The 24,225-nt window shown below is 54.5% G+C and carries 15 protein-coding genes and 1 pseudogene; 8 read left to right on the forward strand and 8 right to left on the reverse strand.

Translation table 11 applies throughout. The features are described 5' to 3' along the window. Positions 1-96: 96 nt before the first annotated feature. Entirely contained in the window at positions 97-507 is a 411-nt protein-coding gene (locus tag LQT98_RS05120; RefSeq protein ID WP_231461365.1) for a hypothetical protein, read from the reverse strand. A 208-nt stretch (positions 508-715) separates the two neighbouring features. Further along, positions 716-1,473, reverse strand: a pseudogene (locus LQT98_RS05125) (transposase). 426 nt (positions 1,474-1,899) lie between these two features. Here LQT98_RS05125 and LQT98_RS05130 point away from each other — a divergent pair. Beyond that, positions 1,900-3,240 carry an ATP-binding protein gene (locus LQT98_RS05130; RefSeq protein WP_231461366.1) on the forward strand — a complete coding sequence of 447 codons (1,341 nt, stop codon included), beginning with the start codon at positions 1,900-1,902 and terminating at the stop codon, positions 3,238-3,240. Here LQT98_RS05130 and LQT98_RS05135 read toward each other — a convergent pair. Genes LQT98_RS05135 through LQT98_RS05150 form a run of 4 tightly spaced genes read right to left on the reverse strand, consistent with a single transcriptional unit; the run spans position 3,226 to position 8,758 of the window. After that, on the reverse strand, positions 3,226-5,202 hold the full coding sequence (locus LQT98_RS05135; protein WP_231461367.1) for a helix-turn-helix domain-containing protein: 1,977 nt from the start codon (positions 5,200-5,202) through the stop codon (positions 3,226-3,228). The two genes, LQT98_RS05130 and LQT98_RS05135, sit on opposite strands and share 15 nt — an antisense overlap. Continuing rightward, the gene (locus LQT98_RS05140; RefSeq protein WP_231461368.1) at positions 5,195-6,241 is read right to left on the reverse strand and encodes a TniB family NTP-binding protein; all 1,047 of its coding nucleotides are present in this window, start codon (positions 6,239-6,241) and stop codon (positions 5,195-5,197) included. The genes LQT98_RS05135 and LQT98_RS05140 overlap by 8 nt, the downstream gene beginning before the upstream one ends. Beyond that, positions 6,241-8,205, reverse strand: a complete 1,965-nt coding sequence (locus LQT98_RS05145) for a hypothetical protein (RefSeq protein WP_231461369.1) — start codon at positions 8,203-8,205, stop codon at positions 6,241-6,243. Before LQT98_RS05145 ends, LQT98_RS05140 begins: the two co-directional genes overlap by 1 nt. After that, entirely contained in the window at positions 8,186-8,758 is a 573-nt protein-coding gene (locus LQT98_RS05150; RefSeq protein WP_231461370.1) for a TnsA endonuclease N-terminal domain-containing protein, read from the reverse strand. The genes LQT98_RS05145 and LQT98_RS05150 overlap by 20 nt, the downstream gene beginning before the upstream one ends. A 722-nt stretch (positions 8,759-9,480) precedes the next feature. On the opposite strand from LQT98_RS05150, the gene LQT98_RS05155 reads away from it, so the two are divergent. Continuing rightward, complete coding sequence (locus LQT98_RS05155; RefSeq protein ID WP_231461371.1) at positions 9,481-10,386, forward strand: hypothetical protein; 906 nt, start codon at positions 9,481-9,483, stop codon at positions 10,384-10,386. Between the two features lie 261 nt (positions 10,387-10,647). Continuing rightward, positions 10,648-11,049, forward strand: a complete 402-nt coding sequence (locus tag LQT98_RS05160) for an antitoxin Xre/MbcA/ParS toxin-binding domain-containing protein (protein WP_231461372.1) — start codon at positions 10,648-10,650, stop codon at positions 11,047-11,049. Between the two features lie 74 nt (positions 11,050-11,123). Here LQT98_RS05160 and LQT98_RS05165 read toward each other — a convergent pair whose 3' ends face one another. Beyond that, positions 11,124-11,402, reverse strand: coding sequence for a HigA family addiction module antitoxin (locus LQT98_RS05165; protein ID WP_231461373.1), 279 nt, complete (start codon positions 11,400-11,402; stop codon positions 11,124-11,126). 541 nt (positions 11,403-11,943) lie between these two features. On the opposite strand from LQT98_RS05165, the gene LQT98_RS05170 reads away from it, so the two are divergent. Genes LQT98_RS05170 through LQT98_RS05190 form a run of 5 tightly spaced genes read left to right on the forward strand, consistent with a single transcriptional unit; the run spans position 11,944 to position 21,512 of the window. Then, the gene (locus LQT98_RS05170) at positions 11,944-12,849 is read left to right on the forward strand and encodes a DUF4007 family protein (protein WP_231461374.1); all 906 of its coding nucleotides are present in this window, start codon (positions 11,944-11,946) and stop codon (positions 12,847-12,849) included. Next, positions 12,842-16,276 carry a hypothetical protein gene (locus LQT98_RS05175; RefSeq protein WP_231461375.1) on the forward strand — a complete coding sequence of 1,145 codons (3,435 nt, stop codon included), beginning with the start codon at positions 12,842-12,844 and terminating at the stop codon, positions 16,274-16,276. The genes LQT98_RS05170 and LQT98_RS05175 overlap by 8 nt, the downstream gene beginning before the upstream one ends. Beyond that, a complete protein-coding gene (locus LQT98_RS05180) occupies positions 16,269-17,096 on the forward strand; it encodes a phosphoadenosine phosphosulfate reductase family protein (RefSeq protein WP_231461376.1) in 828 nt (275 codons plus the stop codon). Before LQT98_RS05175 ends, LQT98_RS05180 begins: the two co-directional genes overlap by 8 nt. A 10-nt stretch (positions 17,097-17,106) precedes the next feature. Continuing rightward, positions 17,107-19,530, forward strand: coding sequence for a sensor histidine kinase (locus LQT98_RS05185; protein ID WP_231461377.1), 2,424 nt, complete (start codon positions 17,107-17,109; stop codon positions 19,528-19,530). Beyond that, positions 19,530-21,512: a hypothetical protein gene (locus LQT98_RS05190; RefSeq protein WP_231461378.1), complete on the forward strand. Its 1,983-nt coding sequence runs from the start codon at positions 19,530-19,532 to the stop codon at positions 21,510-21,512. The genes LQT98_RS05185 and LQT98_RS05190 overlap by 1 nt, the downstream gene beginning before the upstream one ends. Before the next feature lie 203 nt (positions 21,513-21,715). Here the strand turns inward: LQT98_RS05190 and gyrB are convergent, their stop codons facing one another. After that, positions 21,716-24,106: a DNA topoisomerase (ATP-hydrolyzing) subunit B gene (gene gyrB, locus LQT98_RS05195; protein ID WP_231461379.1), complete on the reverse strand. Its 2,391-nt coding sequence runs from the start codon at positions 24,104-24,106 to the stop codon at positions 21,716-21,718. Between the last annotated feature and the right edge of the window lie 119 nt (positions 24,107-24,225).

A 24,225-nucleotide genomic window follows, 5' to 3' on the forward strand; every position in this document is an offset into this window, starting at 1 on the left:
GCAGATCCCCCTCTTGTACATGGATTTTGAGTAGCCCCTTAACTTGATAACCTCAGCATTCGCACGCAGAGTTCACAACCGTGAGCATCCGCAGCCCTAGCCTTGAAGCTTTTTGAGCTGCGCATCAATTTTCTGCACAGTTTGATCAAATTTTCTCAGCCGGTTTAGCTGCCCCATCCTGAATGTCGAAAGCATGTATATGCCAAAACCAAATAACCAGTCAGTAAAATGAATGATTTTCTCCCCTCCTGGGTCCATTCCTGCTGAATGGAACATCAAGGCGACACCGACCATGAATGCAATAGCAAATGCAGATGATGAGACAAAAATAAACAAATCCCTGTCAGATTTTTTTAGGCTTATAAAAAATTCTTTCTCCTTTGTGAGACGAACAACTTTATTGTTTCGACTCCAAGTCCATATATTGTAATAAGACCCTTTGAAGAAAGACCATGCCCCCAAAACCCCCAAAGCAAGACTGAGATTTTCTTTAGTGAAAATATCCATATTTTTCCTAGATTAACTAGCCATATTATAGATACGGCTTTTTTATCAGATTAACTATCGAAGATAGCTTCATCGACAGAAAGTCATATTCTGCCAGAACCATGGGAGAGCACAACTCGACCTCGATGCTCAAAAAATTCTTCGTTAAAGTTTCCTTTGTAGTTCTTCACATTGGTGAATCGCCCCAGCTTCTCTAGATATGGGAATATTACTTCTCAAACTCTACCGGCGATAGCCCATTTGCGGAACCATGCCGGCACTTCGGGTTGTAGAACATCTCGATGTAATGAAGATGTCTCATCGGGCTCCCCCCCGGTTGTGATAGGTTTTTCGCTTGATGCGTTTCCGCTTCAGCAACTGGAAGAAACTCTCCGCCACGGCATTGTCGTGACAGCTCCTCCGACGACTCATCCGGGTATCAAGTGATGGGTCTCTAGGAAGTCCTGTCAGTCGTAACTACAGAACTGACTCCCCCTACGCCTACAGGTTGTCATACACCTTGCGGTAGCCATAGACACCGCCACTTTCTAGCCAGGCCTGTTTGATTTGCCCCAGCAAACGCTGGTCTTCGCGGGCGCGGAGTGAATGCGGGGACGCTTTCCTAGTAGCCACTGGGATGCACGGACATGACACGACACAGGCGTCGGACTGGAAACAGCTGCTCGTAGGTCCGGATGAAGGCATACCTTACCCGGACTCCTTGGCAAAGTATGCGGCGGCCTTTTTTAGGATGTCGCGCTCCTCGGTGACCCGTTTCAGCTCTGCCTTGAGGCGGCGAATTTCGGCTTGCTGGTCCGCTGACTCGGCCGGCATGGCACGCTTGGGGTCGTAGCGTTTCAGCCATTGATACCGGCTGTGGGCAGATACTCCGAGACGGCTGGCGACTTCGGCGACGGGGTAGCCGCGTTCAGTGACCTGTTTGACGGCTTCGATCTTGAACTCTTCGGGGAAAGGCTGCCTACTCATGACACCTCCTTGTAGGGCCAAGTGTGAGGCTCACGAGGTATCTAGGAAAGTGGAGGTGATTTAGTTCATGGATATCCTGCCATGCTGAAATCATAAAGACAGGAATTCCGACAGGAGCCGGAACAGTCCACTACATGAACATGCCGGATATCTGACTTGATCTGCCGCTTCGAATGTTAGTGCGCCAATGTCAGAGCACCTATGTGATAATTGTCATTCAAAATGCCAAAGGCGTAAGATAGACTTCTTCATAGATTACAACCGGTTGGATGCCCGGCAAAAGTCGACGATCCTAATCTGTTAACTCAATGTCTTCCGGTACCTCGCACTTGCATAGTGCAGTTGTGCAACCCGGCGAGGCATGACTTCGATTTGGCTAGAGAAAGAAAATTGAGAATTTCGAACCCTCCCAGCGCATCCGCGCTTATGACTACGGCACGCAGTTTCGGTAACTATGACCTCGCAGCTGCATTGGCTGATTTGATTGACAACAGCATTCAAGCGAACGCGAGAAATGTTTGGGTGGAGTTCGACCCAGCCGACGACGACGTCATAGTGAGGATTTGTGATGATGGAAGGGGAATGACTCTAGAGGTACTCATTGATGCAATGAGGCCGGCAAGCAGAAGCCCTGAGGAAAAACGGGATGCTCTTGATCTAGGCCGCTTCGGATGGGGGCTGAAATCAGCTTCGCTTTCTCAAGCTCGTGTGTTAACCGTTGTCTCCTGGAATGATGCTGGCATTAATGCAGCTCGCTGGGATATTGACAACATTGACAACTGGTCCATGGATATCTTTCAGGAAGAGGATGCCCTTGATTTTCTAGAATCGAAGCCCCTCGCCTCAAGTGGAACGGAGGTTATCTGGGCGCATTGCGACCGGCTTTATGACAAAAGCATTAACGCAACGATTGATGAGCGCCTCAACGAGAAGATCTCTCATGCTCGAAAGCAATTGTCATTAATTTTCCACAGATACCTGTCTGGAGAAAGTGACAGACCGCTATCGATCTATATTCAAAGCATTTCTCTTTCCCCGGTAGACCCCTTTATGACTGCCCATCCCGCCACTCAGTCACTTGATGGCGAGCTGATTCAAATCAGAGGAGGGGAACACATCCAAGTAAAACCATATGTCATACCTCACTTTTCGAAACTTACTGTTTCGGAACGCCTAGCACTCGGCGGTGAAGAGGGCTTAGTCCGAAACCAAGGGTTTTACGTTTACCGAAACAAGCGACTAATCATTTACGGAACTTGGTTCCGACTGGTACCTCACAGTGAACTATCACAATTGACACGTGTTCGTATTGATCTTCCTAACAGTCTGGATGCCGAGTGGAAAATCACGCTGGACAAGTCAGATGCCCAGCTTCCACCTACATTGCGCAAACGTTTAAGAGCGGTAGTTCAAAAATTCTCCAAAAGATCTGTTGGTGTGCACCGACGAAAGGGGGTCGACCTAAATACTATTGACAAGTCACCTGTCTGGAGGCGGAACGCTCACAATAACCGCATCCGTTATCTGATCAACCGCGATCATCCCATCATCCGCGAAATCTTGACCGAAGCGGGCGATCCCTTCGTAGTCAATGAAGCCATCAGGCTACTTGAAGCCTACGTACCGATAGACGTAATTCAGAATGATTTGGAGACAAGTCCAGACAAGGTTGTTCAAGCGATAACTGACCCTAGTGAGTTTGACTCACTAATTGTAGGATCCCATCTTCATCTAGATGAGGAACACGGCAGATCAACGGGGTTCTAGACGAAAGTGGGACGGAGGCGGTACGGGCGTCCCATCTTCCTGGATAATCCTCTCCCAGGCCTTCAGCCGCCGCTGCACCGTGTCCCGCCACTTGATCGGATCCCCCACCTGGTACCTTTCTATAAAACGCCCAAGCGCATCGGTGCGATTGTATACCAGTTGGCGGCAAGCTTCGATGCTGGTGCCGCGCAGCGGGTAGATGGCTAAGTGCTTGAGCATGTTCATCACTTTCCTGGGCGAGCGGCCGGTCAGGTCGGCGATCTCAGTGCCGAAGATGTACTGCCGCAGGAAGCGGTCGACATCCGCTTTGCGCACCCTGGAGCCTTGGTGCTTCTGGTTGCCCAGCTTGTGCGAGCGGATGTAGTCGTTCTGCGTTAGCCAGTACGCGACCTGCTGCTTAACCCCTAGTACCTCTGCTAGCTCTGGAATGGTGACCCAGTTGGCTCGATCGGTCGGCAGGCGGGCTCGCCACAGCTGGAGGTCCTTACGTTTGAACACCCAGCGGGTGATCCCAGTCTTGCCGATGAGAATGGCGCAGACGGGCAGCTTGCCGGCCTGGACCTCCTCAACCAGCGACACGACCTCATCGGCATTCCACTGCCAATAGTGCAGCACGTCGGCCAGCGAAGTTTCGTCCTCCTCAAGGGAGTAGACCCGCGGCAGCTCCTCGCCGTACTCCGCTAGCTGATAGACCTCCGAGCTGGAAATGCACCACGGCAGCAAGGGCTGGTCGTTGACTCGGCGGGCGGAGGGGAACAGCAACTTCAGGATCCGTCGCATCCGCACCTTGCCCAGACCCAGCACCTCCATGGCCTTGGTCATAGTGATTTCCCCGGCGAGCGCTTCCTCCATCTGGAGCAGCCGGTCTTTGCGCACCATCAGGAAGCGGCGCCCGGTGTGGCTGATGGTTTCCTGGCCCTCCAGTTGACCGGAGCGGATCAGGTAGCGCAGCCGCGCCATGGAGATGCCGAGTCGATCAGCTGCGGCTTTGCCGGGAATCCACTGAATGTTTTCCAGGACCTCGAGGGTGAACCGGCGATTCCGTCTGGCCACACCGCCTTTCCAGCGCTGCGTCACCCACTGTTCGAAAGCCTCGCGCATTGGGAGATAAACGCCATCGCGCAGGCCGCCATCGTAAAGGTAACGATAAGCCTCCTGAAACACGGCATTCAGGCTGATCTGTGGATCTCCACTGGACGTCTGCAGCGTGTCGAGCGCTGCATGGAATTTCTCGGGCCAGAAAACCAGCACCTCCGCCGCCAATGAGGTGATGGGCCAAGATACTTCCAGCAAGCCCGCATTCATGATTTTGAGTGGCTTGAGCGTGGCGACCGGATTCAGATAAGTGCCCAGGTAGCGGATCAGTCGCTGGGTCTGCTCCAGGGAGAGCCCTTGGAAGGGATAGCCATGCGCTTGTGGAGCTGATTGCTGCAACAGCATCTGTTCCAGCGTTTCCGCCAGCAGGATCGCGGCCGCAGGCGCTTCTTCCGGAATCTCCCGACGCAGATCGGCGCCGCAGTTGCAACGGAGCAGGCTGTCCCGGTGCCAGGTCAGTGACTCGCCGCAACTGGAGCAGTGGTCCACCAGCCAGGTGCCGTGTTTGGGGCAGGTGTCGAAATACAGCAGCTCCCAGCCGATCCGCCACCTAGCCTCCTCCGCCAGGCAGTACGGGCAGTGCCGGGCAAAGCGTCGGTTCCAAATGCTGGGCTGATGTCGCCCCAACTGGGCCACGTGGCGAACATGGCGATGCAGCTCCGGATAAAGCGGGTCGGGGGGCAGCAGCTGTTGCTGTAGCAGGGCCTCCGGGGTGAAGGCGATGCCGAGCTGCTCCAGGTCCCGCAGGTTCATGAAGTTGGCCTCAGCCAGTCGGAACAGATAGCCGATAGGCCCCTCGGTTCGCGTTGGGTGAGGCCGGATCAGCAAGTTGGGGGCATCTTGCTGGGGGATGGTGCTGTCATGCATGGATCACGCCTCCTTTGCTCTGATGTAGGCCCAGTTTGATGGCTACCGGCGAGCCGACTGGGTCCTTGCGGGTATGCGGGTAGAACATTTCGCCGGGGCGAGTGAGGGGGCGTAGCAACGACTCGGGATGGAAGGGATTCAGCGTGTCAGGCACGTCTTTCCAGATCCGCTCGCGAAAACTGGCGCCCAGCACATCCAGCGACAGCGTGTTGAGGCCGGCCAGGTTGGCGGCGCAGACCGCGCCCTCCAGCAGCTTGATGGTGTAATCGAGCAGCCCGAAGCTAGCGGTGTGGATACGCCGCGCCAGGTTGGCCTCATGCAAGGGAATCTCGCAGCCCAGCGGCAGGCAGGGGGCGATGCCTTTGAGCAGCCCCCGGTATTCCAAGAAATCTGCCTCATCATCGAGCTGGAACGGATCCATGGGGATGCACTGCGAGAAGCGGCGCGACAACTGTTCGTTGCTGCGGATCACCAGCTCGGCTGCCGATAGCCCGCACGCCACCATGCCTACGCCGGTACTCTCCAGCAGATTCTTCAGCCAATCGGTGACATCCCGAAATGCTGTCGCGCTGGGGGTATAGAACAGATGCTGGAACTCATCGATCAGCAGCAACTCCACGCCGCATTGGGAGAAGAAGTCGACCAGCCGGGTGGTTTTCTCGGGGGCGGTGCCGCGGTGCGACTTGCGGTCCCCCATGGCCTCCAGGATGGCGCCGGCGAGACTGCGCACCGTCGGCGACGACGGCACGCGCACGATGAGGACCGGAATTCGAGTGCGCTGCGTCTCGAAACTGCGTGGTGACTGGGCTTCATACGCCCGGAGGACGGTGCTTTTGCCGGCGCCGGAGGGGCCGATCAACAGCACGCCGCCGCCCATGCCATGCGCGCGGCGACGGTGATGCAGTTCGGCGATCTGGAACAGCGCGTGGCGAAAGCGTTGGTGGTAGATGGGTTCCAGCTGCAGTTTGTAGCCCAGCACCTTGTCGGACGTGTAGCCGGCGTTCGGAGCGAATTGCCGCATCAAGTCGAGAGGATCCATCACGCGCCTCCCTTCTTGGCCGATACCGTCAGCTCCGGCAGCTCATCCTGCAGTCCGTCCGGCAGGGCTTCTGGAACGGGGACTTTGCGGGTTTTGACGGGTTTTCTGGCGGCGACCAGCGGATCCTGTTTTTCCAGCACCGCCTCGCTGTTGAGGTTGAACTGGCGCGCGCCGGACTTTCGGTAGCCCATCTTCTTGTGCTGCAACGCCGCCTGCGCCAACTCCAGGATTTCGCGTTTCGCCTCCAGCAGCTCGGGCGTGTTGCACAGCTCGCCGAAGCGCTTGCTGGCATGGGCGCGGATGGTGCGGTGCATTTCCCGAGGTAGACCTTCGGCGTATTCCATGTCCCGCGCCGGAACGCGCAGATACGCCTTGCTGTCCGGATCCAGCACATGAATATGGCCGACATCATCCTCGTAGGTCTTGATCTCCACGGGAACGTTTTTGCCGAAGCGCCGGCGGATCAACTGCACGTGATGGTCGTTGTAATGCAGGCCCTCGAACTCGATGCCGTAGTGGAACAGCGTCCGGCTCGCCGGAATACCGGCGATCAGCTCCAACTGCTGCGGGTCGGTGGGCAGCGCAATTGGCGTCCGATTGGCTGACTCCTGCCAGCGATCCAATGGCCGACCCTTGATGCCACGGTGCGGCGTGACGTTGTAGACATCGACAATCCAGCGCACCAGTAAATGTGTCAGCGTGGCCATGTCTAGACAGGCCTGCTTTTCTGATGGGTAGTCGCCGCGCTCCTTCGGATTGGAAAACGTGGTGCCCGGCAAGGTGTGGATGAGGTCTACATTTTGAGTGCGGATAAATCGCTCGATTGCCCCCTTTTGCCACGATACCTTCGAGCCGCAGAACAGCATCACGATGCTCATTTCCAGGCAGGCCTGTTCAAAGCCGGTGCTGTGCAGATCCGGGCCATTGTCGACGGCGACCAACTGCGGGATGCCGTAGGCCGGCCACGGGTGCTTGATATCAGCCCACTGACTGAGTAGAGCCTCCTTGGGCAGGATGGCCCGCCGCAGGCACTGCAACAGCGAGTTGGCGGAGGGCGCGCCGATGCTGATATAGAAGCCGACGATCATCCGGGAGTACTGGTCGATCGCCACGGTAATCCACGGCCGGCCCAATGCTAGCCCTGTCACCAGGTCAATGATGATGAGGTCTAACGGCGTGTGATCGATCTCGATCCGTTCCAGGATGGCCTGGGTATTCACACGGCCGATCGCGACGCGGTATTTCATGCGGACAGCTTCGGCGCCCTCGCGGGCCAGATCGACCAGATCCTGCTGTAGCGCCTCCAGCCAGCGATATACCGTGGTGCGGCCGGGGCATTTCAACTGCTCATGAGGGGATAGCGTCTGATTGATGGCCTCGGTACGCGCCTTCATCCGCTGGTAGACCGCCAGCTTCGGCAGCTTGTTGTCGGTGAGATAAACCTCGGCGATGACCTGCTCGAACAACTGATAGCCTGGTTTGGTCTGGTGGATAGACTCTGGCCGATTCCAGGGGATCAGCTTCAGAATCGAGCGGGTGGTCCGGTAGCGCCGCCACCAGTCCGCTACCGTCGCGGCACAAGGAGGATGCGCATCGCCGATCTCGCCGGCCAGCTGATGGATGCGAGCCTCCCAGACCGACCTGTTGTACGGTGTGTGGTCGGGGTCGATGCCCTGCAGATAATGCAGGCGGCGCCGAGCGATGGCCTGGAGTTTGAGTGGATAGGTCGACAGATCGCGCGGCGTCACGAGATAGATCGCCTCGCCGAGATTGGCCAATGACGCCTCGTTGATGATCCATGCCTGCGACTGCCAGCGTTGCAGGATTTCTGCGGAGGTCAGTGTCAGAACCTCGCCTTCATCTGAGAGCAGTTGCAGCTTGCCGCTGGCCAAGCGGCGGTCCAGCTGCCAGCGAGTCTGTCCCTGCAGGAAGCCCAGGCCGCGCTTAAAAGTAAATCGTTGCATGGCGCTCTCCCGCAGGTAGTTGAACGGGGGACGCCGGCGCGAGGGGCTGTGTCAGGTCGACGTAGAGCCGGGCTTGCGCGATCAGGGTGTCGGTGACGTCTGAACCGAACCGCTCCAGGCATTGCGCCAAGGGGATGGATTCGGTCTGAGAGAAGGCAGCAGCCAGCTGGCTGCGGGTTGGGAGGGGGCTCGCGGGATGGTTGTAGCGGTACAGCAGCTGTTTCAGATTACTGAACTGTGGCTCCTGCTGGATTTCCTTATCGGTCAAAAGCCGATAATCCAGACCTTGCGCCAACAGCTGTTCGGCAATCTGGCGGTATTTCGCTTTGACCTGGGGGCGGCTTAGTTCGGATGAGGGCTTGATCTCAATGAGCAACGCCCGTTCATCGTTCAGCGAGACCCGCAGATCCGGGATATAGGCGCGCATGGCCTCCCCGTCCCAGTAGACCAATTCTTCGGGTTGCTCCTGGTAGATCATCACGCCGGGTGACAGCTCCAGCAACAGCAGGGCATCGCGTTCCAGCAGCGACTCCCATGCCACCATCTGCTTCATTTTCTTGGAGGGGAAATAGCCACGGATGTGCCTACCCCGACGGGTGACGACTCGTCGTACTCGCATCGTATTCTCCCGGCTGCGCCGGCAACACCTCTCCCTGCGCAGCCACGCATCTGTTGGAAAGTTGGCCAAAAATGGACGTGAGAATCCGCCGTTCAGTTGGAAACTGACCGTTTTTGGCCGAACACAGTGGGGAATGGCTTGACCGCTAGGATGCGCGAGAAGATACTTTGCTTGTCGAGGGCAAAAGATTCGTCTTTTGCATCAAAGGGGTAGCCGTCAGGTTACCCTTTTACATTTCTGATCCTCCTTCATGATGAGGCTCCGTGAGATGAGCCCAATAGAGCATTTGTCTAGTGGCTCCTCTTTCTCAGCATGCTTCATGCGGGCTTGGGGCTGTTGAACGCACGTCCCAAAGCCATGACGCGACATCGCATGTCAGCGCATATCTCCCCCTTCTTCCTGGCAACGTGAAGATGCGAACCTCTAGTTTTCCTTGACGTATTGCCCTGTCAAAACCGGCCCAGGTCTTGAAGCCCAAGGCTTGCCATAGCACTGCATCGCCCATCAAGGGCCCATAGGCATCCAGCAAGTTGCGCTGTAATTCGTCAAGGGAGGCAGAGGTAGTCATGGTCAGGTGAAATCAGATTGGACTAGGTATAGAGGAGTGATACCAAACTCTGTGGTAACGTGAAAGCGGCCATGAAAAGGGGAGTTTCATGATACCAAGTGATGCAAAGCGGACGGGGCGCCCCCGCCAGTCGCCGGTCGATAGGTTGCGCGCCAAGCATTGGTACTACGCGGTTAAGTCGAGAACCTCGCTTAGTGACTATCAGCTTGATCTATTCTTTCTGGAGAAGTTGGGGCGTCGGCCGAAAGATCCCCAGATGCGTAGCAGGATTTTCGAAACGATACGCTTGCATGGCACGCTTCCCTCTAATGGCAACCATCCCAAACGAGACTTCGATCTGATTCAACTGGTCGAGGAAGAGGCCGATTTTGTTGGTACGGCGGAGCTTTTCTACTCGCCATATTGGCAGTTGTTGACGCGAAATGACTTAGAGATTGACGTTTATCACGATATTGCGCAGGCTGCAATGAGTAGATTGGGGCTGGCACGAGCGGATTATTACGGAGAAAAAGCATTCCAGATTTTATGCCGTCAGGCCCATGAAAAATTGATGCCGGATTTGTCGATGCCCAGCGCTTACGTCCGAGAAGTGTATGGGAAAATGCTGCAGGATATAATGAAAAGTAGCCCGCCGACATTGGACCACTTGGTCCTGCTAGGGGCTCTATTTCGTGAGGCGTACTTGGCTTGTTCTTTAGAGGTCGCCATTCAGATCAAGGAATGCTATTCTGATCTAATAGTCGAGTATATGTGCCAGGAATGGCTTTATCCGATTGCGTTTACATTGCAGGATATAGGTGAGGGTTATTTGGTTTTTTCACATACTTATGATTATATTTATGGGCCGGAGTTGAAGCCGCCCTATGATGACTGTCCTTTCGCTGTTGTTGAACGTCCAATATTCTACGCTGACAGTGTGGATGAGATGAATCGTCTGGGGAGGCAGTTTGCAGAATTGGAGCGGGAACGTTCATTGAAGGCCAGGTCTGACTAAGCTCGTAAGGATGCAATCGCTATATTAAAAGTACTTGGATTGGAATAATTCAAGGATGTTTGCATTCATATGGGAATGGCTAAGAAATAGGTTGGATTCGGCATTGCTTGTACAAGGCCTCCTCTATGCCTTTTCATTAATATTATTCGCCGAGGCATATCCTGTTGTTTGTGATAAAACAGTTCACTAACTTGTGTGTGGGGCTGAGTACTGATTGGTAGTGGCTGGGAGCATTTAGAAAATATGGGGAGTAAGCCTGCGATGTCATTGCAAGATTGGGAATGGGGTGAGCGAACGCCGATAGAGCAGATCCAGGCAATCCGAGCGGGTTTGCCTACGAATCTACTGATGTCTGTTGTGGAGTGGTTGCAGGCACCTCCTCAGGTTATCGGAGATGTAGTCGGCATCTCCGTCCAGAAGGCCTTGCGGGCAAACGCATCGGGGCGGCCTCTGGATTCTGCTGCTAGTGAGCGCTTACTTCGCGTGATAAGCATCGCCAGTGAGGTGCGTGAAACGCTGGGAAGTGATGAGCAGGCTCGAGAATGGTTGACTCGTTCTCATCAAGAGCTCGGCTGTGCGCCCATCAGTTTGCTGGATACCGCTCTCGGAGCCCAGATGGTGAGGCGGGTGCTTCAGTCTATTTCCTGGGGATTACCGATCTGAAGCGGAAGGGACGCGGTGCCATCTGGTTACAGGGTGATCAGACCAAGTCCCAACTCCCCGCTCGTGTTCCCTGGTCAGCGTATCAACAGCTTCCCAACATGCGGCCGTGGCTTCTGTTGCTCTTGCCAAAGCGCCCAGGCGGACTGCATACCTAGCCAGAGTTCAGGGCTGGTGCCTAAACTCTCTGCCAAGCGGAGGGCCATATCGGCACTAATGCCAGCATGACCGTGCAGAATGCGCGACAGCGCCGCACGGGTCACCCCAAGTTTCTGGGCAGCCTCTGTCACGCTGATGCCTTCAAGCCACTCCTGAAGGACCTCGCCAGGATGTGCAGGGTTGTGCATAGCAGGCATGCTGATGACTCCTTTGGGTCTTTCCCAAGCTTTAATAGTAGCCGATGGCTTCATGCAAGCAATTGATTCAATATTCTATTTGAATTAAGTTGGCATTTCATTAATGCCTTAATGATATTTTGCCGATTGGGGGCGGACAGATGTGGCCGGCCTCTCAAAATCTGCCGTTCCTCATATTCCCATTTTTGTGTCTCACGGGCCACGGTAGGCCTTTTCGACCAGCTGCTCATATAAGCTGGCAGATAAACGACCAAAGTTATACTAAAAAAAGACTAATTAATGTACAATTTGTAGACTTTATCAATGCATAGAATAAGGCATCGACCAGTGTCATGAAGGTACTATTTGATACTAAAACAGTACAAAAACTAGGACGAATAGTCCTCAGTGACACACTGTTACGAAACGCGGGTCTACAAGAGGGAGACCCCGTGGACATCTACTTTGATGTGACCAGCAAGCACATCATCATTCAGCGGGCTGGAAGCCCTGCTGCAGAGACACTCCCTGTGGAGAGCGTCCAGCGCAAGAGGAACAAGAAATGACGATAGTATCTGCGCGTGCAGAGCGCTTCTCTGGGCATGAATCTTTTGTTTGTCGCTATGGGTGGTTGCCCAAGGTTTACCGTGCAGTGCTAACTAACCCGCGCATCCTACGGGATGAAGAGCAGGCGATGCTGGTGCTTGGTATTGGTAGAAACATGGTTAAGTCACTCCAGTTTTGGGCTGAGGCGATGGGGGTTATTGAGTCTGCCGATGATGGACACGTTCCTGGAGCTGTTGGGAGGCGTCTCTTCGGAGAGGCATGGGATCCTTATCTTGAGTCACCGGAGTCACTTTGGCTTATTCACTGGCAGTTAAGTTCGCGCGCCAGTCTGGCTGCATGGAATGAAGTGTTTGGAGAGGGGCGCTTGATTCGTTTCGAACGGGCCCGCCTGATACAGGCTCTCGGTCAACGTAGTGCGCACATGGCTCGCCCATTGGCACCGTCGACGCTTGAGCAGCATGCTTCTCTTTTCATTCAAAGCTACTTGCCTTCAGAAAAGAATGGGGATGACACCTCTTGGTGTCCCCTGCAAGACTTGGGGTTACTCAAAGCGACGAGAACAGAAGATGGCCGAACTATCTATAGCACTGATATCCATGTGCAAGTTGGCCTCACTCCGAGAGTTTTCGCAATAGCACTGGTTGATTTTCTGCTGTGCCAGAAGCTTAGTGGTACGGCTGATTTCAATAGTGTTTTGAAGGGAGACTACAGTCCGGGGGTAGTTTTCAGGCTTAGCGAACATCAACTGAGATTGATTATTGAGCGCACCATCGACGGACCGCTTCATGGCGCGCTTCGCTTTGTGGATACTGCAGATACACAAAGCATCGTCCTTACATCAAATCAATTAGATCCACAGTTCCAGTTGTGGCTACAAGAAGAGGCGCTGGAAAATGCCTGAGCAAATCATTGCCCTACTGACACTAGACGGACAGCACACACGCTCCATCTCTTTGGATCGAGATCTTCATGATGATCGGGTGGTGGACGGCTATCTCTTGACGCCAAACAGCCTCAGTGCAATTCGCCAGATTGCTAACGATATAACTGCTGGGCATGCGCAGCGTGCCTGGAAAATCGTTGGGCCCTATGGAAGCGGTAAGTCGGCGCTAGGTGTCATGCTTGCGCAGCTTATGGCCGGAGCAGCGGCACATGGACCTGCCGCAGCGAGCCTTCGCGCCATTTCTCCAAACACTGCGGACCAGTTTGAAACAGCCCGGCGCTACAGCTTGGCTGTTGTTGGCTCGCGCCTCTCGTTTGGAGCTGCGTTAGCCGCCGCAATTTCCGATGCGCTTGCTACATTTGGCAAGAAAAAAGCATTCTCCGCACTGCGGAAGCAGCTTGATGTAGCTGTAGGCACCTACAAGGGCCTTCCATTCAACAGTGCTGCTGGTGAAATGGCTTCAGATTTTGCCGTTGCTCTTCAAGCTGATGGTTATCAAGGTCTCACTTTACTTATCGACGAGGTCGGCAAATTCATTGAGCATGCTGCCTTGCATCCCTCAGAAGGCGATCTGATTGCTATTCAGCAAGTTGCCGAAGCCGCATGCACAATAGGTGATGACAAGCTGGCCGTTATTGCGATGCTCCACCAGCATTTCGCCAGTTACGCCGCAGGTGTTGGACGCGCATTAGGCGATGAGTGGCACAAAATATCCGCACGCTTTGCAGAGATCCCTTTTGATGAGCCAGTTGAACGATACGCCTACTTTGCTCGCCACGCGCTAGGGACTGCGCACAAGATGCAGCTGTGGCCTGAGCTGGTCGCAGAGGCGAAGTCGCTCTACGCGCGCGCGATTGAGCTTGGTGTACTTCGCCCTACATCTGAGCCGGATCGTATCCTGTTCGAAGAGGCTGAATCTCTCTACCCGCTTCACCCTCTGACCTTGGCTGCAATGGCGATAGTGTCTAAGCGTTTTGGTCAGAGTGAACGTACTTTCCACTCCTTCCTAAAAGGAGCGGAACCAAGTGGGGTGCGTGATTTCGCTCAAAAGCACGCTGTTGGTCACTGGTATGGCGTTACTGATCTCTATGATTTCTTGGCTGGGGGTTTTGGCCTGCGTTTTCGGGACCTGGGGGCTGAGCGACGCTGGGTATTTGCTCAGGAAGCCATTCATCGGATTACACAAAATGCAGTAGCACTGAGCGTGCTGAAGTGCGTTGCCATCCTCGAGTTGGTTCAAGGCGGGATCGGCGTTTCGATCAATGTCGAAACGGTTACATATGCACTTGGTCGTGTGGATGCTTCCGAAATATCTGCGGCACTGGCTGCTCTGGTCGAGCAAGGTGTACTGGTAAAACGGAAAAGAAATACAGAGTTCGCGCTCGCAGTTTCTGATGCAGTCAACATTGAAGCGCTCTATGAGGAAGCTGCACGTCGCAATGACAGTGATCTGATACAAGCAGGTATCAATGCGGCACTCTCCAAGCGTCCCGTCGTGGCAAATCGTCACTATGACGAAACGGGCACCATACGCACCATGGGGGTTCTGGTCGGCACACCTGAAAACTGGCCTCAGGTCATAAAGCCCAAGACGGATGAAGCTCAGCCTGACGGCTGGCTGAAAATCGTACTTGTGGTTGAGGGATCAGATGCTACGCCGCATGCTTTACAGCGTATTAAAAAAGAGCAGGACTTGCTTAGCATCAGCGGTTGCTTGGTACTTTCAGCCGAAGGTCGTGCAGCGCTATCCGACTATGCGATTTGGCAGGAAATCATGCGAGAGGTGTCTGCCAAGCGGCTTGATCCATGGTCAACACGTTATGTAGAGGGACGACTCCACGATGCTGCAAATACGGTTGAACGGGTAGTTACGTCAGCATTGATGCCATCAGTTGAGCGTCCGGGCGCCACCTATTGGCACCTTGGAAAGGCCATTCATGGCAGTGAGCTGATGAATGCCAGCCAGCTCGCATCATGGTTGTTTGCGAAAGCATTTCCGAAGACACCTCGCATCGTCAATGAGCTGATCAACAAGGATAAGCCTGCCTCGCCGATTGTCCTAGCTCGTCAGCGTTTGTTTGACGTCATTCTTGCTGGAGATGTGACCCAACCAATCTGTAGCCAAGACCAATACCCGCCGGAGAGACTTATCCACACTTCTCTGTTGCGTGAAACGGGTATCTGGCAGGAGCAGGATGGTCAGTGGTCTCTCCATGAACCAACTAGCTTGGCCTCCAATGATATTCGGCCTGTATGGAGTGTCATCTCTGAAAGTTTGGGAGGGGATGAGCCACAAAGCTTTGCAGCACTAATGGAACGCCTTGCGGCGCCCCCATTGGGTGTTCGTGCAGGGCCTGCTGGTATCTGGATTGTTCTCTACTTACTGGTCAACCGGGGACGGTGCGCCGTATTTGAACGAGGCTCGCTTGTGCTTGAGCTCACATCAGAACATCTGCAGCGCATGTTTAAGAGCCCGCAGAATTTTACGTTGCGCGAGCTTTTGAATGTAAATGATAATGTAGTAATGCTGGGTGACTATCGCAAGGCGCTGTCATCTATCGGGTGCGGACTGGATCAGGAGGCCTCTTACCTCGATATTGCGCGCTCATTGATGCGTTGGTTTATCCGTTTGCCTGACTTTACCAAGCAAACTCAACGAATTAGCAAAGATGCAGCTCTAGTGCGCTCCATGCTTAGCAAGGCAACGGATCCCATTGCGCTACTGACTCAAACGTTGCGTAAGGCATATGCCGAGTCGAAGACCAAAGACTCGTTCGTGGATTGGCTGACTAGCTCGCTAACAGATTTGGGCATGGCTTATCGTAGGCTGCAAGAGGATGTTGCCTCTGAGCTAAGCCGCGGGTTCAAAATCAGCGGCCCTCTGAGTCATGTTCGAAATCAGCTTCAAGCCGAATGCAGTAAAGAAGGAACCACGCTTGCAGATGTGAAGCTCAAGAGTTTCATTGTCCGTTGTACGGACCTGATTTTGAGCGACGAGAAATGGCTGGACTCGGTTGGCAGCTTAATCGTGCAGCGCCCTCTGGACTCTTGGTCAGATGACACAATCAGTCGCTTCCAAGAGGGCCTGTCCGAGCTTTGTGGTCGCTATCAGCGATGGATGCAGGTAGTGATGCACCGCGGTGTGGCGCCTAGAGCGGCAGAACGTTTTGTAGGCTTGACCCTCACGATGGCGGGGGGCGAAGAGCAAGCGGTGTTTGTTGCGACAACTGAGTCTTCCAAGGTTCTAGCACAAAACGTACTAGCACTGGTCAAGAAGTCTGCCCAAGGGGATGCCCAGATGGCAGCAGCTGCGCTGGCTCAGGCCATCATGGACTTACAACTAGTCGCGGGCACGCAGCAAGTAGAGGAAACCAAGCATGGCTGAAGAGAAGAGAGTGCGTCACATTCTGAGTCTATCGGGTGGTAAAGATAGCGCGGCCTTGGCCATCTACATGCGAGACCGCGTTCCGGAGATGGAGTACATCTTTAGCGACACTGGGAAAGAGCTACCTGAAACCTACGAGTATTTAGACCGCATTGCAAGTTACCTGGGCAAGGAAGTTATCCGGTTGAATGCAGATGTGGGCTTTGATCATTGGTACGAAATGTACGGTGGAATGATTCCATCTAACCATCGTCGTTGGTGCACACGCGCTCTAAAGCTGAAGCCATTTGAGCAGCACTGTGGAGATGACGAGGTAATCAATTATGTCGGTCTTCGTGCGGAAGAAAACCGCAGTGGCTACATCAGCCATAAGCCCAACATCAAAGCTGTTTATCCCTTTAGAGAGGATGGCTTAGTTCTTCGCGATATTGAAGAGATTCTACGTACCTCAGGTGTTGGCATGCCGCCTTACACCAAATGGGGGCGTACTCGGTCTGGATGCTACTTTTGCTTCTATCAGCAAAAGATCGAATGGGTTCGCCTCAAAGAGACCTACCCAGAGCTATATGAAAAAGCCAAAGAATATGAGCGACCTTTCGAAAAAACCGGGAACTTCTTCACTTGGAGCCAAGGGGAGAGCCTCGCGGAGATGGAGCAGCCTGAGCGTGTTGAACAAATCAAGCGAGAGCATGTTATTCGCATCCAGCGGAATGCCGCTCGGAAAGAGAATCTGACGCTCATGGAAGTCTTTGCCTCGACCGAAATTGCAGAGGAGCCAGACGACGACGACGACCAGGGCTGCCTGGTCTGCCAGCTCTAAGGTGCGTACTATGTCTTTCAAGATTGCTGCCCGAACAATTTTGCACTTGGGTGCAGAACTCATCTCGTCAGATGCTGTGGCACTTTACGAGTTGATTAAGAACTCCATTGACGCCAAATCCAAGAATGGCGTCGATGTTCACTTCAATATCACTGTCCGCCACGCTGACTTCCTTTCTGTCTATAAGCAACTGGAAGCAAGCATCAAAGCTGCAGAGGAGCCCAACGTTGTCGGTGCACTGAGCTCCGGTGAGCTTGACCAGGTCTCGCTGCAGAATTTCAAAGACCTTTTCATTGGCAAGGTAACCAGCGACGCGCCTCGTGAACTGCGTGCGAAGTATGAAGCCGGGATTAGTGCCGCCTCGAGTCATGAAGCTCTTCTTATTTCTGCCCGTCAAGCCTACAGCGACAGCAGTGAAATCGTTGTTTCGGATACAGGCGACGGTATGTCGTTGAAGGACCTGAAGGACGTTTATCTCACTATAGGAACGACCAATCGAACAAGAGCAGTTCGAGACGCCATCGAAAACCACGTGGCCAAGCCTCCCTACCTTGGTGAAAAGGGAGTGGGGCGGTTATCTGTCATGAGGTTGGGGTGGAAAGTCAAGATTGAGACGGCAAAGGAAAGCGACTCTTCAACAAATGTCCTGGATATCAATTGGCACGAGTTCGAGGAAGCTTTTGACGACGATGCTTCTTCGGTAGTTCTTACCCCCTACGAAGGGGGCGCCAAGGCCGAACCTTCATTCACTAGGATTACCATCTCTGATCTTAGGGCAACGTGGACAGCCCAGAGCTTGAAGGAAATCGCTCGCCTACAAATTGCTCGCATGACGGACCCGTTCTCGTGGGCCGAACCTCAACGGTTTCCAATTCGGCTTTGGTTCAACGGCGCTCCCGTCGACACACAGCGCCAAGTCGCGAAGGCACTGCTCGGCCACGCACACAGCACATGCGTTGGGCAGTTGACGCTTGATGGAGGTGCGCCCTCAATCAGTCTCAAGTTTACGTCAAGCCTGTACGAGACCAAGGACGAGCCGTTTGTCTTCGATATGACAGACCTGATGGGAATGGCGGGCATTCGGGAAAGTGGACTTCCCGCTTCAACACTGCGCACGCTAGGCACATTCAAGTTCGAGCTTTATTGGTTCAACCGTCAACGCTTGCGTGCCTTTCCTGACGTGGGTGACATAACTGCAGTTCGGACACTTGTTCGAACATGGACAGGAGTTTGCCTTTTTCGCGACGGCTACCGAGTGCTGCCCTACGGTGATGAGGGCGATGACTGGTTGGGCTTGGACATTGAAGCACTGGGTGCTCAGGGTTATAAGCTCAATACCAAGCAAATCATTGGCCGGGTAAGTATTGGCCGCACAAACAATCCTGAGCTAGTCGACCAGACAAATCGGCAGGGCTTGATGGACACTCCCGAGAAGGAGATGCTGATCAAGCTCCTGAGGAATATCGTATCGATCAAGTGGCGTTCCTTTTTGGACTCAGCAATGGTAGCCAGGAAGGCGGCCAATCTGACTTCTTTCGATGCGCCGGCAGAGACCTCTGCCGTCGAAAAATACCAATCGCGCGCAGACCAATCTCTCCAGTCCATTCGAACGGACTTCCATGTTGACGCCAAGCTGCTACGTGAGGTTCGGGACGCTTTCGCCGAAATAAAGGATGCCCACAGGCGCGCCATCGAGCGTATCGAGACAATTGAGGAGCAAAAGGAGCGCTTAACTCAGCTTGCTGGGGTCGGTCTTCTAGTAGAAACAATTGCACACGAGCTTGCTAGGGCAACAGAACTCACTCAGCAAACTCTAAAAGACCTCAAATATCAGAGCCTAGACTCCGGTTCCGCATCCGCACTCAATACGTTGGCTCAGCAGATAAAGGTCATCCAGAAGCGTCTCGCCACGCTGGAGCCTCTCTCGGTAACCGCGCGACAACGTCGCTCACGTCAGCCACTGGCACGAATTGTTGATTACGTCCTGGAAGGGCACGTGGCCCAGTTTTCACGGCACCGCATTTCCGCTTCACGCCAGACGCAAGAAGACGATATTCACGCCTTTATTATCGAAGGGCATGTTGTTCAAATTCTCGAGAATCTTATCAATAATTCAATCTATTGGTTGGACATTGCACGCAAGGAGTCGCCTGACCTTGATGCCAAGATTGAGGTTTGGTTGACCGCATCCCCGCCGACTATTCACTACAGAGATAACGGCCCAGGCATTCCTGCATCTCGAATTCAAGCCGTTTTCGAGCCGTTCTTTTCCACAAAATCTGAAAATGCATCGAGGCGACAGGGTCTCGGCCTATATATCGCGCGCCAGAACGCAGAACTGCTTGGAGGTACCCTCAATCTTTCGGATTTGGGGGAACCTCGGGTGGGGCGATACAACACATTCGTACTTGAGTTGAAAGAGGGAGCTGAGTAATGCTTAAGGAGACCTTAAGGTTATCTGGTATCAACTGCATCCATATCATTGACGATGCTTTTGACAAACAGCCTTCTTTTCCTCTATCAGCCGAAAAGGCACAAAGAGTTATCGATAATCTTACAACCGAAACACTTCCAGTGCTCCGAATGGAACTTGGGCTTCCGGAGGAGGCAGATGCTGATGCCTATCTAGACGCATTGCAGGATCTGGAGAAGTATCAGCATTTATATGGACGCCAGGAGCAACTTGGTGGCACTTGGAACCTACTCTACGACGACTATGAAACCGAGCAGAAGGGTAAACTTCAGCAAATTCAGCCGCTGCTGGATAAGCTCGGTGAGTGTGAGTTGGATGTTCAACGCTTCGGGGCCGACTACTCGGTTGCCGGCAGCAAGCTGCCTCAGGTCGTTTTTGTTGACCTCAAGCTCAATGAGGATGGTTCGAATGCGGTGACTGCCAAAGACGCAGTTAATATTGTCCACAAGCTACGTGGCGTTCATGACTGTAAGCCATTCGTATTCTTGATGTCGTCACTTTCCACTCCTCTGCGTGATGAGCGCGAAGATTTTAGAAAATCAGCTAAGCTTTTTGCTTCGCAGTTTGAGGCTCTCGACAAGCGACTGTTCACGCAAGTTGAAGAACTAGGGGACATTCTGTCCCGTTACCTCAAGGTGTTACCAAAACTTGTAGAGCTTGAGGGACATTTCGGTGAAATTAAGAGTGCAATGACAGTGGCTGCAGACGGCGTTATGGAGACTCTGCGCTCCATGGATTTGGCGGACTATTTTGCGCTGTTCCATAACACCACGGCAGTTGAAAAGGTTGGTCTTGGTACGTACTTCGCTGAGCTGCTTCTCGAGTTCTTCGCCCATAAATTGGAAGGTTCAGAGGCTATCTGGTCACTTGCGACAAGCCTCGACAAGTTCGAGTTGAAGGAACTGCCACGTTCACGATTTAGTCTATCGGCGGCGGCTGGTGAAATATATTCTGCCAACATGATTCATGCAGAGGCCCGCCTTGAGACGGAGAAGGCGCGTGGACTGGGTCCGGTCGAGGGCTTCTTCTATCTTGGCGATATTTTCTTCCCCGCTAAGAACTACAACGAAGTTGCACCAACCCAAGCATTCGCAATCATCACCCCGGCCTGCGACCTGGTCCGCCCTAAAGAACTACTAAAACGTAGCATCATGTTGTGTGAAGGCTCGGTCAAAGTCGTTGGCCCGACAGACATCCCGACCGCAACCAATGCTCTGCCTGACGTCGTGATGCCTCACCCTACAGACAAAAAGAAGCAGCTCCTCGTCACTTGGCGAAAGAAGAAGCTCCACGTCTGGCACAAGGAGCAGATAGAAGCGTTTAAGGATCCGGCCCAGTGCGCTTACATCCGAGCAGGCCGGCTGAGGCCACTTTATGCTTTGCAGCTTCAACATGCAGTCACAGCAGACCTAAGCAGAATCGGAACCCAGCGCCCCCCAAGTCTGCTCCAGCACTATGGCATTCAGTGCTATCTGGCAAAGAATGGTACGTGGCAAGAGGTTGAACTGCACGAGGAATTAAATCCAACAGCTGCCGGACTATCCACTTCGATCAGAGAGAACGACGAAGAATGGGCAATCTTCGTTGTTGCAGACTCCAACATCACAACCATTCGCCAGAAGGTGCTAGAGGGGCTGCCGCCGAAGGAGGATGGGCGTGTAGAGTCTGCTCTCGAGATGGCAGTACGGTCTCCCGAATTCATCGACCGGCTCATGTATCACCAGTGCCGTGTTCCTGAGAAGTCTGAGACTACGGATTTTTGCGCCTACCCCTTCTTCGACTTCTCAGGCTTCGAGGGTAACGACAAGAACGTCATTGCACTCGTTAGACCGCGTCTCCCGTCGCCATATAAGGACGTTGCTGCGAATCGCAAAGTGAGTGATAAGCAGGTCGCCAATCTTGTAATTTGCCTAAGGGAAATTAAGCCGAGGAGCGATAGCTAACTCGCAAGAGAAGGCTTTCCCTAAACTGAACGAACTGACAGGATTCTTGGCCACCACCGTTGCATGGCCCCATCTGGTATTTAGAAATGAAAAATGGCCTCCAGATCTGGAGGCCATCCCCTTCTCACAGCGTAGGTTGCGTGTGAAATCCCAAAAATCTAGACAAGTGGGAAAAATCTAGATATTCGTGGGATCCTACACCCTTACACGTCGATATTCCGCGCAATCAAGGCATTACCCTCGATGAAGTTCCGGCGCGGTTCCACTTCGTCGCCCATTAGGGTGGTGAACACGTCGTCCGCGCTCATCACGTCTTCAATGCGCACCTTCAGCAGGCGGCGCACGGTGGGGTCCATCGTGGTTTCCCACAGCTGTTCCGGGTTCATCTCGCCCAGGCCTTTATAGCGCTGGATGTTCATGCCCTTCTTCACTTCCGCCAGCAGCCAGTCCAGCGCTTCGCCAAACTCCGCCACCGGTTTCACGGTTTCGCCGCGTTTGACGTGGGCGCCTTCGCGCAGCAGGCCGCTGAGCATGTCGCCGGTTTTCTTCATTTCCGCGTAGTCGCCGGATTCCAGGAAGTCCTGGTCCATCACCGTCACCATCACGTTGCCGTGCAGTTTGCGGATGATCTTGATCAGGTGGCCGTCGTTCTTTTCGTCGCGCAGCAGTTGCAGTTCGATGGCGTCCGCCGGCAGCAGCGCGCTCAGTTTGGCCAGCGCGGCGTCCGCTTCTTGCTGGCTGCTGAGGGACAGCGGGCCGGTCTTGAGCATGGCTTCCAGCACCAGCGGGTCGATCACGCGGCTTTCGCGATCAATCACGGAGCGGGTCAGCAGGAACTGGCGGGCAATTTCGCCCAGGGTGTCGCCGGACAGCGCGGAGGCGCCTTCCGCCGGGATCAGTTCGGCTTTTTCCAGCGCCAATTGCAGCAGGAACTGGTTGAGCTCGGAGTCGTCCTTGAGGTAGCGCTCTTGCTTGCCCAGTTTGGCCTTGTACAGCGGCGGCTGGGCGATGTAGATGTGGCCGCGCTCCACCAGTTCGCTCATTTGGCGGTAGAAGAAGGTGAGCAGCAGGGTGCGGATGTGCGCGCCGTCCACGTCGGCATCGGTCATGATGATGATGCGGTGGTAGCGCAGCTTGTCCGGGTTGTATTCGTCCTTGCCAATGCCGCAGCCCATGGCGGTGATCAGGGTGGCCACTTCCTGGCTTTGCAGCATTTTGTCGAAGCGGGCGCGTTCCACGTTCAGGATCTTGCCCTTCAGCGGCAGGATGGCCTGGAATTTACGGTCGCGGCCTTGTTTGGCGGAGCCGCCGGCGGAGTCACCCTCCACCAGGTAGAGTTCGCACAGCTTGGGGTCTTTTTCCTGGCAGTCCGCCAGTTTGCCGGGCAGGCCCAGGCCGTCCATGATGCCCTTGCGGCGGGTGATCTCGCGGGCCTTGCGCGCGGCTTCACGGGCGCGGGCGGCTTCCACGATCTTGCCGCAGATGATCTTGGCGTCGTTGGGGTGTTCCAGCAGATAGGTTTTCAGCGCTTCGCTGATCACTTCATTGACCACCGGGCCAATTTCGCTGGAAACCAGTTTGTCCTTGGTCTGGCTGGAGAACTTGGGGTCCGGCAGTTTGACGGAGAGCACGCAGGTCAGGCCTTCGCGCATGTCGTCGCCGGAGGTGTCCACCTTGGCCTTTTTGGCCACTTCGGATTCTTCGATGTACTGGTTCAGCGTGCGGGTCATCACCTGGCGCAGCGCGGTCATGTGGGTGCCACCGTCGCGCTGGGGGATGTTGTTGGTGAAACACTGGACGCTTTCCTGGTAGGAGTCGTTCCACTGCATCGCCACTTCCACGCTCATGCCGTCTTTTTCGCCAATGCCGTAGAACACCTTGGGGTGCAGCACGGTCTTGTTGCGATTCATGTATTCCACGAAGCCGGCCACGCCGCCGGAGAAGGCAAAGTTTTCTTCCTTGCCGCTGCGCTTGTCTATCAGCTGGATGCCCACGCCCTGGTTGAGGAAGGACAGTTCGCGGATGCGCTTGGCCAGGATGTCGAAGTGGAATTCCACCAGGCCAAAGGTTTCTTCGCTGGCGCGGAAGGTCACTTCCGTGCCGCGGTGGTTGGTGTGGCCGGTCACGGTGAGCGGGGCCACGGCGTCGCCACGGCGGAATTCCATTTCATGGACTTTGCCGTCGCGCCAGATTTTCAGTTTCAGCCAGTCTGACAGCGCGTTCACCACGGAGACGCCCACGCCGTGCAGGCCGCCGGAGATCTTGTAGCTGTTGCTGTCGAATTTGCCGCCGGCGTGCAGGATGGTCATGATCACTTCCGCCGCCGATCGCCCTTCTTCCGGGTGGATGTCGGTGGGGATGCCCCGGCCGTTGTCTTCCACGGTGATGGAGTTGTCGGGGTTGATGATGACCTTGATGGTGTCGGCATGGCCGGCCAGCGCTTCGTCAATGGCGTTGTCCAGCACTTCAAACACCATGTGGTGCAAGCCGGTGCCGTCCGATGTGTCGCCAATATACATGCCGGGGCGTTTGCGTACCGCATCCAATCCTTTGAGGACTTTGATGCTATCCGCGCCGTATTCCTGTTCGCTCATCTGCTGCTTTCTGTATGGAGAGGGGCCGGGCGGGCCGGGAGTGACTCCTGGCGCCGCGCGGCCGGCCTCTGCCGGTCAATCTGAAAATCCGTCGGCCGGGGCGGGGGCTGGGCCTCCGC

This window comes from Chromobacterium aquaticum (assembly GCF_021129195.1).
Classification (GTDB): Bacteria; Pseudomonadota; Gammaproteobacteria; order Burkholderiales; family Chromobacteriaceae; genus Chromobacterium; species Chromobacterium aquaticum.

What these genes read in the sequence shown, in the direction of transcription:
- LQT98_RS05120 (WP_231461365.1), bottom strand. Translation starts at nt 507, where the DNA reads ATGGATATTTTCACTAAAGAAAATCTCAGTCTTGCTTTGGGGGTTTTG.
- LQT98_RS05130 (WP_231461366.1), top strand. Translation starts at nt 1,900, where the DNA reads ATGACTACGGCACGCAGTTTCGGTAACTATGACCTCGCAGCTGCATTG.
- LQT98_RS05135 (WP_231461367.1), bottom strand. Translation starts at nt 5,202, where the DNA reads ATGCATGACAGCACCATCCCCCAGCAAGATGCCCCCAACTTGCTGATC.
- LQT98_RS05140 (WP_231461368.1), bottom strand. Translation starts at nt 6,241, where the DNA reads ATGGATCCTCTCGACTTGATGCGGCAATTCGCTCCGAACGCCGGCTAC.
- LQT98_RS05145 (WP_231461369.1), bottom strand. Translation starts at nt 8,205, where the DNA reads ATGCAACGATTTACTTTTAAGCGCGGCCTGGGCTTCCTGCAGGGACAG.
- LQT98_RS05150 (WP_231461370.1), bottom strand. Translation starts at nt 8,758, where the DNA reads ATGAAGCAGATGGTGGCATGGGAGTCGCTGCTGGAACGCGATGCCCTG.
- LQT98_RS05155 (WP_231461371.1), top strand. Translation starts at nt 9,481, where the DNA reads ATGATACCAAGTGATGCAAAGCGGACGGGGCGCCCCCGCCAGTCGCCG.
- LQT98_RS05160 (WP_231461372.1), top strand. Translation starts at nt 10,648, where the DNA reads ATGTCATTGCAAGATTGGGAATGGGGTGAGCGAACGCCGATAGAGCAG.
- LQT98_RS05165 (WP_231461373.1), bottom strand. Translation starts at nt 11,402, where the DNA reads ATGCCTGCTATGCACAACCCTGCACATCCTGGCGAGGTCCTTCAGGAG.
- LQT98_RS05170 (WP_231461374.1), top strand. Translation starts at nt 11,944, where the DNA reads ATGACGATAGTATCTGCGCGTGCAGAGCGCTTCTCTGGGCATGAATCT.
- LQT98_RS05175 (WP_231461375.1), top strand. Translation starts at nt 12,842, where the DNA reads ATGCCTGAGCAAATCATTGCCCTACTGACACTAGACGGACAGCACACA.
- LQT98_RS05180 (WP_231461376.1), top strand. Translation starts at nt 16,269, where the DNA reads ATGGCTGAAGAGAAGAGAGTGCGTCACATTCTGAGTCTATCGGGTGGT.
- LQT98_RS05185 (WP_231461377.1), top strand. Translation starts at nt 17,107, where the DNA reads ATGTCTTTCAAGATTGCTGCCCGAACAATTTTGCACTTGGGTGCAGAA.
- LQT98_RS05190 (WP_231461378.1), top strand. Translation starts at nt 19,530, where the DNA reads ATGCTTAAGGAGACCTTAAGGTTATCTGGTATCAACTGCATCCATATC.
- gyrB (WP_231461379.1), bottom strand. Translation starts at nt 24,106, where the DNA reads ATGAGCGAACAGGAATACGGCGCGGATAGCATCAAAGTCCTCAAAGGA.